Annotated in this window: 12 protein-coding genes and 2 pseudogenes; 4 read left to right on the top strand and 10 right to left on the bottom strand. The window is 53.7% G+C overall.

The window, feature by feature from the left end; genetic code table 11:
* Nucleotides 1-53: 53 nt before the first annotated feature.
* From GC56T2_RS08020 to GC56T2_RS08000, 5 genes are all read right to left on the bottom strand, one after another.
* The gene (locus GC56T2_RS08020; protein ID WP_144974337.1) at nt 54-497 is read right to left on the bottom strand and encodes an ATP-binding protein; all 444 of its coding nucleotides are present in this window, start codon (nt 495-497) and stop codon (nt 54-56) included.
* Nucleotides 498-510: 13 nt separating this feature from the next.
* On the bottom strand, nt 511-1950 hold the full coding sequence (locus GC56T2_RS08015; protein WP_144974335.1) for a PP2C family protein-serine/threonine phosphatase: 1440 nt from the start codon (nt 1948-1950) through the stop codon (nt 511-513).
* Between the two features lie 216 nt (nt 1951-2166).
* Nucleotides 2167-3270 carry a GerAB/ArcD/ProY family transporter gene (locus tag GC56T2_RS08010; protein ID WP_144974333.1) on the bottom strand — a complete coding sequence of 368 codons (1104 nt, stop codon included), beginning with the start codon at nt 3268-3270 and terminating at the stop codon, nt 2167-2169.
* 376 nt (nt 3271-3646) lie between these two features.
* A complete protein-coding gene (locus GC56T2_RS08005; RefSeq protein ID WP_144974331.1) occupies nt 3647-4852 on the bottom strand; it encodes a Ger(x)C family spore germination protein in 1206 nt (401 codons plus the stop codon).
* A complete protein-coding gene (locus GC56T2_RS08000) occupies nt 4849-6474 on the bottom strand; it encodes a spore germination protein (RefSeq protein ID WP_144974329.1) in 1626 nt (541 codons plus the stop codon). Before GC56T2_RS08000 ends, GC56T2_RS08005 begins: the two co-directional genes overlap by 4 nt.
* 129 nt (nt 6475-6603) lie before the next feature.
* Between GC56T2_RS08000 and GC56T2_RS07995 the strand changes: the two genes are divergently transcribed.
* Nucleotides 6604-6831, top strand: a complete 228-nt coding sequence (locus GC56T2_RS07995) for a YczF family membrane protein (RefSeq protein WP_144974327.1) — start codon at nt 6604-6606, stop codon at nt 6829-6831.
* A 46-nt stretch (nt 6832-6877) separates the two neighbouring features.
* Here GC56T2_RS07995 and GC56T2_RS07990 read toward each other — a convergent pair whose 3' ends face one another.
* The 4 genes and pseudogenes from GC56T2_RS07990 to GC56T2_RS07975 all read right to left on the bottom strand — a co-directional run.
* Nucleotides 6878-8587, bottom strand: a complete 1710-nt coding sequence (locus tag GC56T2_RS07990; protein ID WP_144974325.1) for an ABC transporter permease — start codon at nt 8585-8587, stop codon at nt 6878-6880.
* Entirely contained in the window at nt 8562-9461 is a 900-nt protein-coding gene (locus GC56T2_RS07985; RefSeq protein WP_144974323.1) for an ABC transporter ATP-binding protein, read from the bottom strand. The genes GC56T2_RS07990 and GC56T2_RS07985 overlap by 26 nt, the downstream gene beginning before the upstream one ends.
* Nucleotides 9427-9834, bottom strand: a complete 408-nt coding sequence (locus GC56T2_RS07980) for a GntR family transcriptional regulator (RefSeq protein ID WP_144974321.1) — start codon at nt 9832-9834, stop codon at nt 9427-9429. The genes GC56T2_RS07985 and GC56T2_RS07980 overlap by 35 nt, the downstream gene beginning before the upstream one ends.
* Before the next feature lie 74 nt (nt 9835-9908).
* Nucleotides 9909-10369, bottom strand: a pseudogene (locus GC56T2_RS07975) (DUF421 domain-containing protein); the annotation flags it as partial.
* Nucleotides 10370-10526: 157 nt separating this feature from the next.
* Between GC56T2_RS07975 and GC56T2_RS07970 the strand changes: the two are divergent.
* From GC56T2_RS07970 to GC56T2_RS07960, 3 genes and pseudogenes are all read left to right on the top strand, one after another.
* Nucleotides 10527-11618, top strand: coding sequence for a GerAB/ArcD/ProY family transporter (locus GC56T2_RS07970; protein WP_172706478.1), 1092 nt, complete (start codon nt 10527-10529; stop codon nt 11616-11618).
* Entirely contained in the window at nt 11618-13153 is a 1536-nt protein-coding gene (locus GC56T2_RS07965) for a spore germination protein (protein ID WP_144974319.1), read from the top strand. Before GC56T2_RS07970 ends, GC56T2_RS07965 begins: the two co-directional genes overlap by 1 nt.
* Nucleotides 13150-13728: pseudogene (locus tag GC56T2_RS07960) on the top strand (Ger(x)C family spore germination protein); the annotation flags it as partial. The gene GC56T2_RS07965 and the pseudogene GC56T2_RS07960, both read left to right, overlap by 4 nt.
* Here the strand turns inward: GC56T2_RS07960 and GC56T2_RS07955 are convergent.
* Nucleotides 13718-15199, bottom strand: coding sequence for a transposase (locus GC56T2_RS07955; protein WP_144972437.1), 1482 nt, complete (start codon nt 15197-15199; stop codon nt 13718-13720). The pseudogene GC56T2_RS07960 and the gene GC56T2_RS07955 overlap by 11 nt on opposite strands.
* Nucleotides 15200-15281: the final 82 nt, after the last annotated feature.

Raw genomic sequence — 15281 nt, 5'->3', positions numbered from 1 at the left:
CGTTCGGGCGCCCTTTCCGATGAAAAAACAGGCCGGTTGCCCGCCGCGTGTTTTCATCCATCGCCGCCCTCCCAGCCCGCCTTTCGCTTCATGGCCATCACGAGCACCCGGCGGCCATCCGTCCGCTCCATCCACGCCATCGCGTCCATCGCCTCGCGGATCAACAGCAGGCCGCGCCCCGATTCGGCGAGCAGCACATCAGCGAGCGTCATGCCAGCAAGCTGCTCAATCGTCTCCAATGAAATGCCGTCGCCTTCGTCTTCCACCATCACTGTCACATCGTCAGCAGTGACAAAAAAGGAAAGCGAAATCGTTCGGGAGCCGCCCCCTGCCCGCTTGGCCTCCTTCACCGCATTGACCACCGCTTCATGCACCGCCAGCACAAACAGATCGGCATCGCGGACGGCCAAAAGGCGCGCAGCTTGTTTAGCGATGAAATCGAACCACTCAACCGCCTCTTCGCCCGCTTGGCAAGACACAACCCAACTCAGCCACACGTCCGCTCCCGCCTCACCCGCGGAGCGTAATCGACAACAAACAAATGTCATCCGCCGGAGCGGCGAGCGGGGGACCTTCATTCATCAGCCGTTCAAGGAAGCATTTATCCGGCAAGTGACGGCACATTTGCGTGCAAGTGCGGATCGTTTCCATGCTTTGCAAAATGGACGGCTGAATTTCTTCTAAAATGCCATCGGTGTACAAAAGCAGACGAGCCCGCTTGTCATAATGAACGACCCCTTTTTCAAACGGCAAGGAAAACGGGCTGCCGATCGCCAAACCGCCTTTGTCCAACTCATGGATGCTTCCGTCCTCAAAAACGAGCAAGCCCGCTGGGTGACCAGCGTTTGTATATTCAATTTTGCGCTCTTTTGTGTCAATCACCAAATAAATCATCGAGAACAAGTAGCGAATGTCATACACTTCCTCCGGAAACAAGGATTGCACGTGCTTCTCGAGCTCGCTCGCCACTAAAACCGGATCAACGACGCGAACGATCAGCCCGCGCAGCAGCGAGCGAAGCAGCATGCTCACCAAAGCCGACGAAATGCCATGACCCATGACATCAATGACAATGACGCCATAACGGTATAAATCAATTTGATAACAAGCGTAAATATCGCCCGACAAATCGTCGGATGGGATATAAACGGCCTCCATCGTCACCGTCTCGTTTTGAATGAGCGGCGTCAATAAGTTTTGTTGAATTCGTTTCGCCAATTCGATTTGCCGGCGATGCTCGGTCTCTTTTTGCTTCCGCCTCGTCACATCTTCCGCCACCATGACGTACCCGTGAGAACGGGAAACGGGAATGATCGTATACGAAACATTAACCGGCACACCATCACGGCGCTGCGCCACTCCCTCGCCGCATTGCGGTCCGGCGGACGGAAACGGAAGCAACGCTTCACCGCCACGAAACAGCGTCCAAACCGGACGACCAACCGCTTCTTCCCGCCGCCACCCGAACAGCCGCTCCGCTCCTTGCCCCCAATCTTGCACAGTTCCATCCCGGGCCAGCAAGACAACGGCAAACGGCGCAGACGCGTAAATGGCGTGCAACACATCAGCTGGCTGGAGGCCGTCAGCCGGCGACGCAGCAGCACGCTCCACGAACTGCCAAAGAAGCCATTCCCCGTCGCGGCTCCACAGCAGCGAAACGCGCATCCAACTCGTACAGATCCGCCCGCTTTTTGTCATATGACGCGCTTCTCCTTGCCAACAGCCCTCTTGCCGCACGCGGCGGATGATATCGTCAAACCGAGCGGCCGACCATCCGGCGGAAAATAAACTGGCAACCGGCCGGCCGATTAACTCATCTTTGGAAAACTCAAGACGTGCAGCTACCCGCTCACTGACCGCCAAAATCAAACATTGGGAACTGGTGATGACAATGCCTTGATTCAACTGCCCCGCATCTTGCTGATCGATCGCCTGTACGTTCACCTTCACTGTCGTTCAACCCTTTTTCTTCATAATCAGTCTGTCGCCCTCAGCTGACACCGACTTCGCGAAACAAAACGCGCCGCGGCGCCGGACTTCCTCCTCTAATCTCACGGCGCAGCCGCCTCATTGTTCCGGTCGGGAACAATGGCGCTATTGTTCCCTATTCGCTATGAGCGGCTCGTTTCCTGCTTCCGTTTCCAAAAATCATCTAGTCCGTTTGTCTTATTTTGTCGGCTGGCTGAATCGTTGGCGAATCGCGGCGATGACAAGCAGTGAAACCGGAATGATGACTTGCAGCGGAACATGCAAATAAAACGTGACGATTTTCAATCCTTCATGAATGTGCTCGACATAATTGCTGGCGATAGCGACCGACAACAATAGGACGAGCAGCCCGAGCGGATAGACGAGCCGCTGATAGCTCGAAATGCCAAGCAAGTTGGCCGCCCCGACGACCCCGGCATAAAAAAAGACGGATATTTTAAAAAAGCCGCCGATGATCAACGCAATCATAAACAACACGTCAAGCCGCTCTAAAAAATGGGCCACTTGCACGCGGCGGATCGTATCCAAGAGCGGAAACGACGAACGCGACACCGCATCGGGGCCGAGGACGGCCGTATTGATGGCCATAATGATCGCCAAATTGATGCCGCTTAGCACCATTCCCCCCAAGGCCACTCGATTCACTTTGACCGGATTGTTCATATACGGAAACAACATCGTAAAGACGATCATTTCACCAAACGGAACGTACAGCGTTTCGGTCCAGACCGTCTTCCACACCCGCCCCCAGCCTTCCTCCAACACCGGCTGCAACTGAGTCACATCGACCAGCCCTGAAACAAACACAAGAACAAAGCCAGCGAGCGCCAACAAGTACAACACCGTCAAAAACAGCTCGCCAGTGCGCGCCAACACTTCAATTCCTTTATAAACGCCGTACATGACGGTGAGCGCCATAATGGCGTTCAGCACAAACAACGGCGTTTCCGGGTAAGCGAACGTCAACAGCAGCTCCCCGAAATCGCGCAGCACGCGGGCGGCAATATAAAGAAAATACGTAATATACACAACCGCCAACAGCTTGCCGAGCGGCGCCCCAACGATTTGCGGCAAATAAGCGGTCAGCGGCTGATCGGGATAGTACTCGAACAGCCGGCGATAAACGAAAAACAACAGCAGGCCAAACGCCAACCCAAGCAAAATGGCGATCCATACGTCTTGCTTCGCATCCACCCCAAGGGGAATGACGATGGCGCTGCCATGTTCAAACAGCACAACCAACACAAACAATTGACGCGCGTTGATTTTGACGGATTCCAACCGACTTTCACCGCCTTTGTTCTAGAAGGCCGGTAATTGAAGGGGGGATGCTTACCAGCCTTGTTTCTCAAAAATAGAAAAGCGTTGTGGCATCGGCGCTGTTTTCCGCCGATTGTCCATCAAGGGAAACAACGGTTTTTCACCGCTCGTCTCAATGACGGGTGATTTAAGGGAAAATGCTGCTGACCCCACCTATTTCTCAATTAGAAAAACCTTACAGAATCAGCTTTTCTACGAAAATGCCGAACTGGCGCGAGATTTTCATCCCCGGGTGGAGGGCAGATCACACTGTCCATGGATCTTTTCTGAATGAACATGCCGCCGATTGATGTGTGACAGCGGTTTTTCACCGTCCTTTTAAGGTTTCATGCGGCCGTCATTCCTCTATATATGGCCGATTCCGCAGCCCGGTGCGGCGGATGTACAGATCAGCCGTGACGGTGACGTCCAGTTCGGGAAAATAGCGGTCGTGCCACTCTTTCTCAATCTTTTTCCATAAGCGCGGGTCGGCGCGGCGAACCGCTTCGCCAAACCCGAACACATCCGTTCGTTCCCGCTGGGCCGTTTCAATGGCTTTGGCCACCTCCTGCTTGACCTCCCGTTCAAATTCTTTTTCTAAACGAAATAGGACGCCAGCGTCGGCTAAGTTGACCGGCACGTGCGCTTCGCTGATGTCGCCTTCCGCCTTAATATGAACGGAGATGGACGGCCGTCCGTTGTTGACACTCGCCTCTACATCGGTTTTCGCCCGCACTGCGCGGTAACCGATTGCTTCGTTTTTATCTTGCCATGAAATCGTCAAATTGGTTTGCCGAATGCGGTCAAGCACCCACATCATGCCGCGCGCGGTCGGTCCGTTCACCCAACGGACAAGGCGGTCGTTTTTAAACAGCGCCAGCCCGTCCAATGTGACACGGGCGTCAGGCACGGATGACTGCACGTTTTCTTGCCGCTTCCCTTCCTTCGGGTTCCCTTCAATGACTACGCCGGTAACGATCGGATTTCTTCCAGGCGAGGCCAAACTGCGAATCGCCCACCATACATCGGTGTTCATCGTCTGTCCCCACGCCAGTTCTGAAAACTCGAGCGTTTTAGTAATTTGATTGGCGGAAATTTTATCGATCGGCGTCAACACCGAAAGCGTGTCTTTCGCCGAATGGCCGTGGGCGATCACTAAGCGCGCCGTCGTTCGGAACTGCTGATTGCGCTCCAAGGCATCGAACACCCCATCCAACCCTTCGCGCGCCACTTCTTCTCCGACGACGACCAAGTTCGTATGGGCGTAATACAAAAGGCGCGAGACTTTTTCCGACGCTTTCCGGCTCGCCTCGACCAAACTGTCCCCGGTTGACGTATAAATCGACACCGGTACCCCGGCCGCCCCGCCGCCGCGCTGCGTCGCTCCGGCGACGTTGCCCGGGTTGACGACTTGAAAGGACGCGAGATACTTGCCGTTTTCCGTTTTATCGAGGCCAACGGCAATGACAAACGCCAAATCGGTCAACTCTTTTTTGCTCCAGCAGCCCGAGAGCAAACAGACGCAGACGGCAAACGGCAAAAACACGGCGAGCGGCCGTTTCATGACTCATCCCCCTTCTCTTGGCGCGATGGTGCCGGCGGCTGCGGCTTTTGGCCGCCTGATTGGCGGACAATGTTCTTTTGGTTGATCAAGCGCGGTCGCTCGCGGAACATCCATGTCGGGACGCGGAACAACGTGTCACCGGTGTTCGAAGGAATGAGCGGAGCGAGCGGTGACATATACGGAACGCCGAACGAACGCAAGCTGCATAAATGAATCGTCATGACCAAAATGCCCATCATAATGCCGTAAAACCCGAACATCGCCGCCAAAAACATGAGGCCAAAGCGGATCAGACGCGCCGAGATGGCGATGGCAAACGACGGTGTGGCAAAGCTGGCGATCGCCGTAATCGAAACGACGATGACCATCGCTGACGACACAAATCCCGCCTCCACGGACGCCTGACCGATGACTAACGCCCCGACGATCGACACCGCCTGGCCGACGGCGCGCGGCAAGCGGACGCCGGCCTCGCGCAGCACTTCAAACGTCACCTCCATCATAAGCGCCTCAACAAACGCCGGAAACGGTACGGATTCACGCTGAGCGGCGATGGCGATGACGAGCTGGGTCGGGATCATCTCTTGGTGAAACGTCGTCGCCGCGATGTAAATGGCCGGGGCGACAAGGGAGATAAAGAAAATGAGCACGCGCAAAAAACGAAGGGCCGTCGCGATGTCAAAACGGGCATAATAATCTTCAACCGCTTGGAAAAATTGAATGAACAATGCTGGTGCGACAAGGACAAATGGCGTCCCTTCGACAAAAATAGCGACCCTTCCTTCAAGCAAATTGGCGGCGACAATATCGGGCCGTTCCGTATGATACGTCGTCGGAAATGTGGTAAACGTCTGATCCTCAATCAATTGTTCGATATAGCCGGACTCGAGCACGCTGTCAATGTCGATGCGGCGGAGGCGCGCCTTCACTTCCTCGATGATTTCGTCATTGGCGATTCCTTTCACATACATGATGGCGACATCGGTTTGCGTCACCGTGCCGATTTGCATCGTCTCGAGCCAAAGGTTCGGGTTTTTAATGCGGCGGCGAATCAGCGCCGTATTCGTGCGCAACGACTCGGTAAACCCTTCGCGCGGGCCGCGGATGGCGATTTGGGTTTGCGGTTCTTCAATCGAACGGTATTGCCCACCTTTTGTGCTCGCGCTAATGGCCAACGCCGCCCCATCGAGCAAGAGAATCGTCGCTCCGGAAAACAGGTTGAAAAACAGCCGCTTCCAGTCACTGACTTGCTCGATGCCGCCCACTGCGGCGAGCTTTTTTTCAATCCATTGAAACCGCTCTTTTTCCTCGAGCGCGAGCGGAAACGACGCCGTAAGGAGCGGCATAAGCAAAAACTCGTACACGTTTTTTTCATCGACGAGCCCGTCGACAAAGACGATGGCCGCTTTCATTTGCGTTTCTTGGCCGAGGGAAAAACGGCGAATGACGACATCGCTGCTTTCACCGGTCGCCCGCCGAATGATGTCAATGTTCACCGCCAGTTCAGGTGACAGCGGCTCTTCTGGGACGTCCGCCGCTTCGCCGCTATGGTCGGTCCCTTCCTGCTGCACGCCGTCGTTCATCCGCTCCTTTTGCCGACGCATCCCCCACTGAAACAGCATAGTCCTTTCCTCCTTGCTCCGTGTCACGTTTATCCTCCATTATAGGCAATCCGCCAAACGTGTATACGGGGGTGTATCATTTCTCCCTTGCCGGAGAACACTAAACGAAAAAGCGGCAGGTGGCTTGCATTGAAAGTCGTCTTCCTCTCCCTCGCCTTTCTGCTGCTGTTAGGTGGGACGGCGGTAGGAATGGACTGGCTCCTAGGATTAACGCTGCGACAATCGCTGCATAACGTGCTCAATCCGTTTCGCGTGATGGAAACACCTGAGCTGTTTCTGTTATTTCTTTTTATCGCTTTTTGGCTGCTTGACTTGCTCACCGTATGGCTTTGGCGTCGGAAAAAGACGGCGTCTTAACGGACAAAACGGGCAGAGGATCGGCCCCTGCCCGTTTTTTATTCGTTCATTTTTTGATCAGGTCATCTCCCACATGCCGCCGTTCGAGCCATTGACGCACATGTGTATAGTTTTCCGCGAGCCCCAAGCCGAACGAATCGCCGTCGCTTTGCAGCAGTTCGACGTCTCCGTACCATATGCCCACGGTGCCCATCATGTTTTCAACCGGTTCGTTCCACAAGTCTTGTTTCAGGGCGCCGATAAACGATTCAATTTCCTTCGGCTCAGCTAAAACAAGCACCGGCTGCCCTGTATTCATGTTTCGTATCGTCACTTGGCGGATCGGCGAATATCCGCCCGGGCGAAGCAGTAAATGGTACTGCTGTTTATACTCTTTCGACTCCATAATGCGGCGAAAATGCGTCATATACGGTTCGACCGGCACTTCATAGCAGCGGAGGAGGCGCGTGCCGTCTTTGAGCACATAGCCGATCACCACCGACTGAACGTTGCCAAGACGGGGCGGCGACGGTTGATCGTGCGCGAGCTGCTGATGAAACGCCCGCACCGCCTCGATATTTTCTTTCGTGCGGAGAAATTGGTCATATTCTACAAACGAGCGGCCAATCTGCTCCGGGTGTTCAAAGTTCATCGTCGACTGGCCAAAGTACACTTGCTTAATGTCTGCCACTGCCGGCACGCGCTGCTCATAGCCGGTAAGATCGATGCGGATGAGAAAGGCAAGAACGGCCATCACCGTCGCAAACGCGACATACCCTTTCCAGCGGTGAAATACGCGCCACGTTTTCGCGATGACCATCTGGGCAATCGCGTACCCAAGCAAAGAAAACGTTATATAGCCGAAGACGATCCAGCCCCATTGCCGCTCCACTTCTCCAAAATAAAAGCCGCCGACAAGCCACGAGCAAAACGCAACCCCATACACAAACAGCGGACGGAGCGCCGGAAACGCCAGCGCCTGCCCGGCCGCTTCTGCCGGCCGCCGCTCATACAGCCAAACCGCGAGGCCAAACAAAAGAAGCGCCAACAGCAGCAACAATCCCGCCTCCCCCGCGTTCATCGCCTGATCCATCAACATCGCATAGCGAAGCGGAATCACCAGCCGATCCAACTCTGTTGATAAATAATACGCATCCGGAAACCCAGACAATAATAATGATAAATTCGTGTAAATCAAAATCAGCATGCCGGCCGGGAAAAAGAGAAAAATATTCGTCAGCACGACATGAAGCGCCGATTGGCCGACGAGAATGCCTACAGCGATGCCAAGGGCGAAGATGACCGTTTCCATGACAACCGTTTCACCGAACCAGCGCCATACGTCCGCCGGCTCGATCGGCCATGGCAGGTCAAGCCCATACAGGTAGCCGATGGCAACAAGAGCTACTGTAAAAAGCGGCACAACTAACATGAGCCAGCCGAATACGATTTGGCTTGTGAGCAATTCGGTGCGGCGGATGGGTAAACTATGAATAAAGTCGGCCGACCGTTTGTCATGCATGTAGCGAAGCGCCCCAGCCGATGCCAGCACGGGGACAAGCCAGGCGATCAATGTTTCCAACCCATTGGATATATAGTATACATTTTCCCACTGCGGCACATTGCCCACTTTCGGGTCATATTCGGAATACGCGAGCGCGATCGGCAGCACGATCGCCGCCAGCCATAGCAGCGAATGAATGATGGCAACCCAGCCGATTTGACGAAGATTTTGCGTCCACATGGCACGATTAGCCGACCACCGTTTCACGGACATGAGCATCGCCCCCCATTTCATACATAAAAATTTCTTCGAGCGACAGCGGCAGCACATCAAGGATTAGCGGATGAAACGTGCGGACCGTCTCCTCTATGCGCCGCTTTTCCCCGCGGACAATCAGGATGGCGATGCTGCCGCGCTCCTCGCGGTGGACGATATCGAGGCGTTCGGCCAATTCGCCCGGAAATCCATCACGAAACGCCAGCTGCAGTTTATGCATGCCGGCTCGCAATTCATCCAAATCGCGCTCAAGCTGCACCACACCGCGCGCCATCAATCCGACCGTGCCGCATAAATCTTCGAGTTCGCGCAAATTGTGCGATGAGATAACGACGGTCATCTCCCGTTCGACCACCTCATCAATCAACAATTGTTTGACATGGCGGCGAACGAACGCATCGAGCCCATCGAGCGGCTCATCCATAATGAGCACATCCGGCTGAACGGAAAAAGCGAGCCAAAAGGCAGCTTGGCGCTGCATCCCTTTCGAAAACTGCTGAATTTTTTTGTTGACATCCAATGAAAACGATGACTGCAGCTCGACAAATCGCCTGCGGCTGAACGATGGATACACTTGTTCGTAAAAATCGGCCATCTGCTGAATCGTCGTCTGAGGAAAGAAATAGACCCAATCGGGCAAAAATAAAATCCGTCGTTTCACCTCCATGTTTTCCCATACCTCGTCACCGTCGACCGTGATCGTCCCGCGGTCCTGGCGGAGAATGCCGGCCATCAGCTTCAACAGCGTCGTCTTTCCCGCGCCGTTCGGTCCAAGCAGCCCGTAAATCGATCCTTTCGGCACAGTCATCGTCGCCCCGTTGACGGCGGGAAACCGGTCAAACGTTTTCGTCACGTCTGCGAGTTGAATCATCGCTCTCCCCCTCTTTCTCCCCTTCTATGATCCATTGCCATAACTGCTCGTTGGTCACTCCTAAAAACCGCGCCTCTTTGACAAGGCGGACAAACTGTTCGTAAACGGCAGCGATCGCCTCCGCATTCGGCTCTTTCGGGCGCGGCGCGACGAAACTGCCTTTTCCCGGAACGGAATAAATCCAGCCATCGCGTTCCAGTTCACGGTATGCTTTTTGAATCGTATTCGGGTTGACCATCAGCTGTTTCGCCATCGCCCTGACCGACGGCAGCTGGTCGTGCGGCCGCCATAATTCGCGGATGACCATTTCTTTCATTTTTTCCATCAGCTGCTCATAAATCGGTTGCCGGCTTCGTAAATCGAGCTCAAACATCCTCCCCTCCTCCTCTCGTTGTTACAACCGTACTATAACTAATAGTACACATAAAACAAGAGAAACACAAGCGTCGTTTTTTGATGATCCGCTTGTTTCAGCACGCTAATTTCTCCGTCCGCTCCCAAAAAGCAAAACGCCACTTCACGGATTGAAAACGTCTCATGTTTGCGAAGCAAGCTTTGCAGCTGGTTGAGGGTGAGGCGGCTTTTTTCAATGCCTCATAATCGATGACGCCGTTTCGAATGAGCAGCGTTGGTTTTCCTTCGCTCCATAGACGGAAGGAAAGCCACTTTTGGCTCGCATACTCGACCAAAAGCAGTATCGCTCCCCAAAGGGTGATCGAATAGATGATGTACCAAAGGTGAATATGGTCGTCATACAGCGCATTGCCAAGCAGCTCACCAAGCACGATGGCGACAATAAACGTAAACGGGCTCATTTGGCTGATCAGCTTTTTGCCGGCGATTTTGACGACGGCGAACAATAGAATCAAGCCGATGACAAGCTCAAGCGTCAACTGGAGCCATTTCATGCTGCGCCCTCCTTACCATGCTGTGAATTTTCGCTCTTCCTTTGTATTGTGCCTCTGACTCCTCAGAAGTTTCGCTATTGGGTTGACGTTTGAAAGAATAAATCCCCCTGTACTGGAAACACTACTAAAGATAGTCATAGAAAGAAAGGGATTCATAATGAACGGACAGACGCTCAGCGTTCTGCAGGTTTTATGTATGGTTATGCTGTCAGTTGGGCTGCTGAATCATGTGATCATTATCCCCTTTATGCTCGAGGCTGCTCACCGCGATGCATGGATCGCCGCCTTGGGAGCATTGGGGGGCTTGCTCATCTGGCTGCCGCTTCTTTATTTCATCCTTAAACAATTGAATGGCGAGCGGCTGTTTGACTGGCTAAAAAACCATTTTTCAAGCCCAGTAGCCTATATGGTGGCCGGTGTCAGCACCATATTCTTGCTTCTTCATAGCTTTGTTACATTAAATGATACCATCACGTTTACCACAACTTCTTATTTGACGGCGACGCCGCGGTGGGCGCTGATTGTTCTCATCGTCATCGTCTGTTTTTATAACGCGTATCGAGGCATCGACTCGATTGCTAATACAGCGATGATTATTTGGCCGTTTGTCATTGTCTTCGGCTTTTTTGTCATGCTGTCAACCACTCCCCATAAAGACTATTCGCTGCTCAAGCCGATGCTTGAGCACGGCATGGCGCCTGTGCTTCGTGGCATGATGTATGCTGGGGCGGGGTATGCGGAAGTGGTCGTTCTTTTATTCCTCTCTCACCGCCTGCCGCGCCCGTTTTCATGGAAAGCGCTTGCCGCCATCGCCTTCTTGACGGCCGGTCTGAGCATCGGTCCGACGATCGGGGCCATTGTCGAATTCGGACCCGAACAAGCGACACGTCTTCGCTATCCGGCGTTTGAACAATGGCGGATGGTCAGTTTAGGGACGTACATCGAACATGTCGACTTTCTGTCGGTCTATCAGTGGCTGTCCGGTGCTTTCATCCGTCTTTCTTTGGCAACGGCGCTGATTGTGGAACTATTCCCGATCCGCCATTCGCAAACGCGCCGTTGGGTGCTTATCGTTCTTTACTTAGCGATCACATTGGCAGCCTTGGCACCAGGTAGCGATGAACAATTTTTACGTTTTGTCAAACATTGGGTATTGCCATCATCACTGCTGTTTAGTCTTGCACTGTCTGTTGTGTTAGTCAGCTTAGCTCTATTGACATACCGTAAAGAGAAAAGAGGGATGGCATGATGAAACAGCTCATGCGCGCCGCCCAAGGTAAGCGGCTGAAAGACGATTACACCGGATTGGAGACTGTGATCATCTCCGAAGAGGCGTTACGAATAATGTACGCCAAATGCAGCGACGTCATCATGACAGAAGCGGCCGTTCCATCGTTGCTCCCTGACGGATTATCAAAAACTGTACACCTGTTATTTATCTATTGTGAAGAACTGTGCGATACGCAAATGTTGCAAAAGACCATCTATCCAATGTTCCGCAAGCTTTGTGAACAGCATTCATGCCTTTCGACCGCTGACATCGAAACATGCAAGCCACCCGCACTCGAATATATGGGGCACGAAGTGCGAATCGATGACCTCAACCTGAGACTGTTTAGCGGCGATTTGCTCATTTACTTTCGCGAGGCCGGTGCTTTATACGCAATGCCGCTTGCCAGCCCGCCCAACCGTGACCCAGAGGAGCCGAATACGGAGGTGTCGATTCGTGGACCAAAAGACGGGTTTATTGAAGAGATCAACAAGAATGTGGCGCTCATCCGCAAGCGGCTGCGCTCCCATCGACTCGTCTATGAGCCGTTCATCATCGGTACGCGCAGCCAGACAAAAGTCGGGCTGCTCTATGTTGATGATATTGCGAACACAGCCATCATCGATGAGGTGAGAAGCCGTCTGCTCAGTTTATACATCGACTCGGTGACCAGTACGAGCCAAATTGAGGAATGGCTATCCGACAGTCCGTTTTCTTTGTTTCCGACGTTTGGTTATACCGGACGGCCTGATTTTGCCGTCAATTCGCTTCTTAACGGCCGTTTTATCATCTTAGTGGACGGAGCACCGACCGCCCTGATCGGTCCGGGCAATTTAACCTTTTTGCTGAACACATCGGAAGATAACAACACGTTTTTCCTGTTTGTTGTGTTTCAGCGTCTGCTTCGGCTGGTTGGTACGTCGGTTGCCATTTTTTTGCCGGGCGCCTGGGTCGCCTTGACTTCCTTCCATCCGGATCAGTTGCCGTTCACCTTGCTGGCCACGCTGATTTTATCGCGCCAGGGGGTGCCGCTTCCGGTACCGCTGGAAATGTTTGTGATGATGATTTTGTTTGAAGTGTTTAAAGAAGCTGGAATGCGGCTGCCGATCGCCATCGGGCAGACGCTGTCGGTTGTTGGCGGCTTGATTATCGGACAAGCGGCGATCAACGCTGGACTTGCCGCCCCGGCCACACTCGTTATTGCCGCCATTTCTGTCATCTCGACATTTACGCTTGTCAATCAAAACATCGCCGGCAGCGTCACTTTGCTGCGCTTTATCGTTCTCACTTTCGCTTCCGTTCTTGGTTTGTTTGGGTTTATCTTGTCGCTGTTTCTCATTTTGACTTATGCGGTCAACTTGCGCACTTTCGGCATTCCGTATTTGACGCCGCTGGCGCCGCCTTCAAAAGATATCGGGAAAGTGTTTATCCCGAGCACGTGGAAACAGTTCCGCACGCGCGACCGCATCGTTCGTCCGAATGATCTCGTTGCAAAAGAGAGGGAACGAAAATGAGGAAGCAGGTCATTCCCATCATCGCCTCTATCATGCTGCTTGGCGGTTGCTGGGATACGCGCAACATCGATCACATTGTCTACATTCATTCAATCGGGGTCGACTACAAAGATGGCCAAGTAATTGCCTACGTGCAGTTGGTCGGTTTCACCGCCCTTGCCAAAGTCGAAGCGGGGGGCGGCAAAGAAAAAGCGGCGGTTTCCATCGGCAAAGCGCTGGGCGAAACATTTAACATCGCTACCGACAAGATCTATCCTTCCATTCAACAAAGAGTGTCGTGGGGCCATGTCAAAAGCATTGTCTTTACGAAACGCGCCTTGCAAAAAGATATTGTGGCCGATGTGATCGATGTGCTGAACCGTTACAATGAAATTCGCCATACAGCGTGGGTGTACGCTACTGATGAGCCGCTTTCCGACTTATTTGAAACAACGCCGCTGCTAAATGCTTCCTCATATTATTCACTGTTGTCTAATCCGGAAGAAATTTTCCAACAAAGTTCGTTTATCCGCCCGATCCGTCTCAGCCGATTGATTGCTGCGATGGATGAAAAAGCTGATACAGCTAGAAGGCCGGTGAATTAATGGGGCATAGACTTCCCTCATGTCGAATTTTGGAGACCATTCTCCCCGCCATTTGGCGCCAAAGGACGGGAGGACGAGCAGGACTTCCTGCTCCAACTTCCATTTTTGCGCACGCCAAAGAGCCGGTCTCCCCTCGTTTTTTTCGAAACCGGCACAATCGCTTCAGATTTTGCACGACGGCGGTCAACAGCGCCTGTTCTTCCATGGCGTAAAGGCCTCGGCTTCGGGCCCGGTCCAGCCCATGACATTCCTTCCCTTCGGCAAACACATGCTCACAACGCGTGCGAAGGGCTTGAATGGATCGATAACCGCCCTGTTGCTGAATGAGCCTCGCTTGGTTGCGAATCTGAACTTCCCGGACTTTCGCCTGGCGTTGTGCTTCCTGAGCGGGATCCTTCGCCCGGCGCTTCCAGGTTGGAATTTCTTCCATCTCCTTGCGGCGCAGCGACACGAGCGGCGTGATGCCTTGGACGAAGAGCTCTTTCAAATACTCCGTGGTGCCATACGCTTTGTCTGCGGACAAGGTTCGAATCGTGATCGACGGGTGGCGAAACCGAATGGAAGCCAGCTGCTCCAAACTCGTCTCCCGCTCCGCCGTTCCGGTGGCGAGGCTGGCTCGTCTGGACAAAATCACGCGCGACTGGACGTCGATGACGTCGTGCACCAGATACCGAGGATACGCTTCCTGTCCTTTGCCTTTCTTGTACAACCGGGCATCCGGATCCGTCACGCTTCGATGGGTTTGGTTGGAAAACGTAGTTCCACGGAAGTTTCCTCGTTCTCCGGCATGGACGCGTTCCCCTGATGGGGGAGACGGAGAAGGCGGGTCGTCATCGGGATCCCGGTCCGCCTCCGGGGACTCGGCCTGTTCATCTTCCCGGGCGGTGCGGGCGAGGTAGTCCTCCAACGGTTCCACCGGAGCGAGCTTGACTTCCCGCAAGCTGTGGATCGAAGCATTCGCCCGCACTTGAGTGCCATCGGCCGCCGCATGCACATCCGGCGAGACCAGCCCTGCCGCGATGCACTGATCCACCACGTAGGTCATCAGCCGATCAAAGATTCCGTGTTGGCGCCAGCGCTTCCGTGTTTTGACGAGCGTCGTTCGATCCGGCAGTGTGGGGTGATGAGGATCCGGATGGAGCACGGATTCAAAGTCGAGACCGCAAAACCACAAGTATCCGGCATGCATGGGGAGGATCTCATACAACTCCCGCTCGGAGTGGTCGAACAAATACGATAGCAGCATCAGGCGAAGCAGCCGTTCCGGATCCGCCGCCGGACGACCCGTTTTTTCCGTGTACAGGGGAGCCACCCAATCGTGAATGACGGAAAAGTCAACTGCTTCGTTGATTTGGCGCAGGATATGATGTGGGGGAACCAGTTCCTCCATGTCGATGACTTGAAACAGACGAGGCTGAGTCGAAGGATGTTTGGGGGCTTTCATGATCTGCTCACGCTCCATTCAAAGATTCTTCTTCCTTTTTCGACATAAGCCCCCTACATCCCTGCCTTGGCGTGTACTTTTTCACCGGCCTTCTAGACTC

Origin of the sequence: Geobacillus sp. C56-T2, from assembly GCF_007829715.1 — a bacterium.
Taxonomy (GTDB): Bacteria; Bacillota; Bacilli; order Bacillales; family Anoxybacillaceae; genus Geobacillus; species Geobacillus icigianus.
Note: the sequence above shows the minus strand (reverse complement) of the source record. Positions and strands in the feature narration are given on the sequence as shown.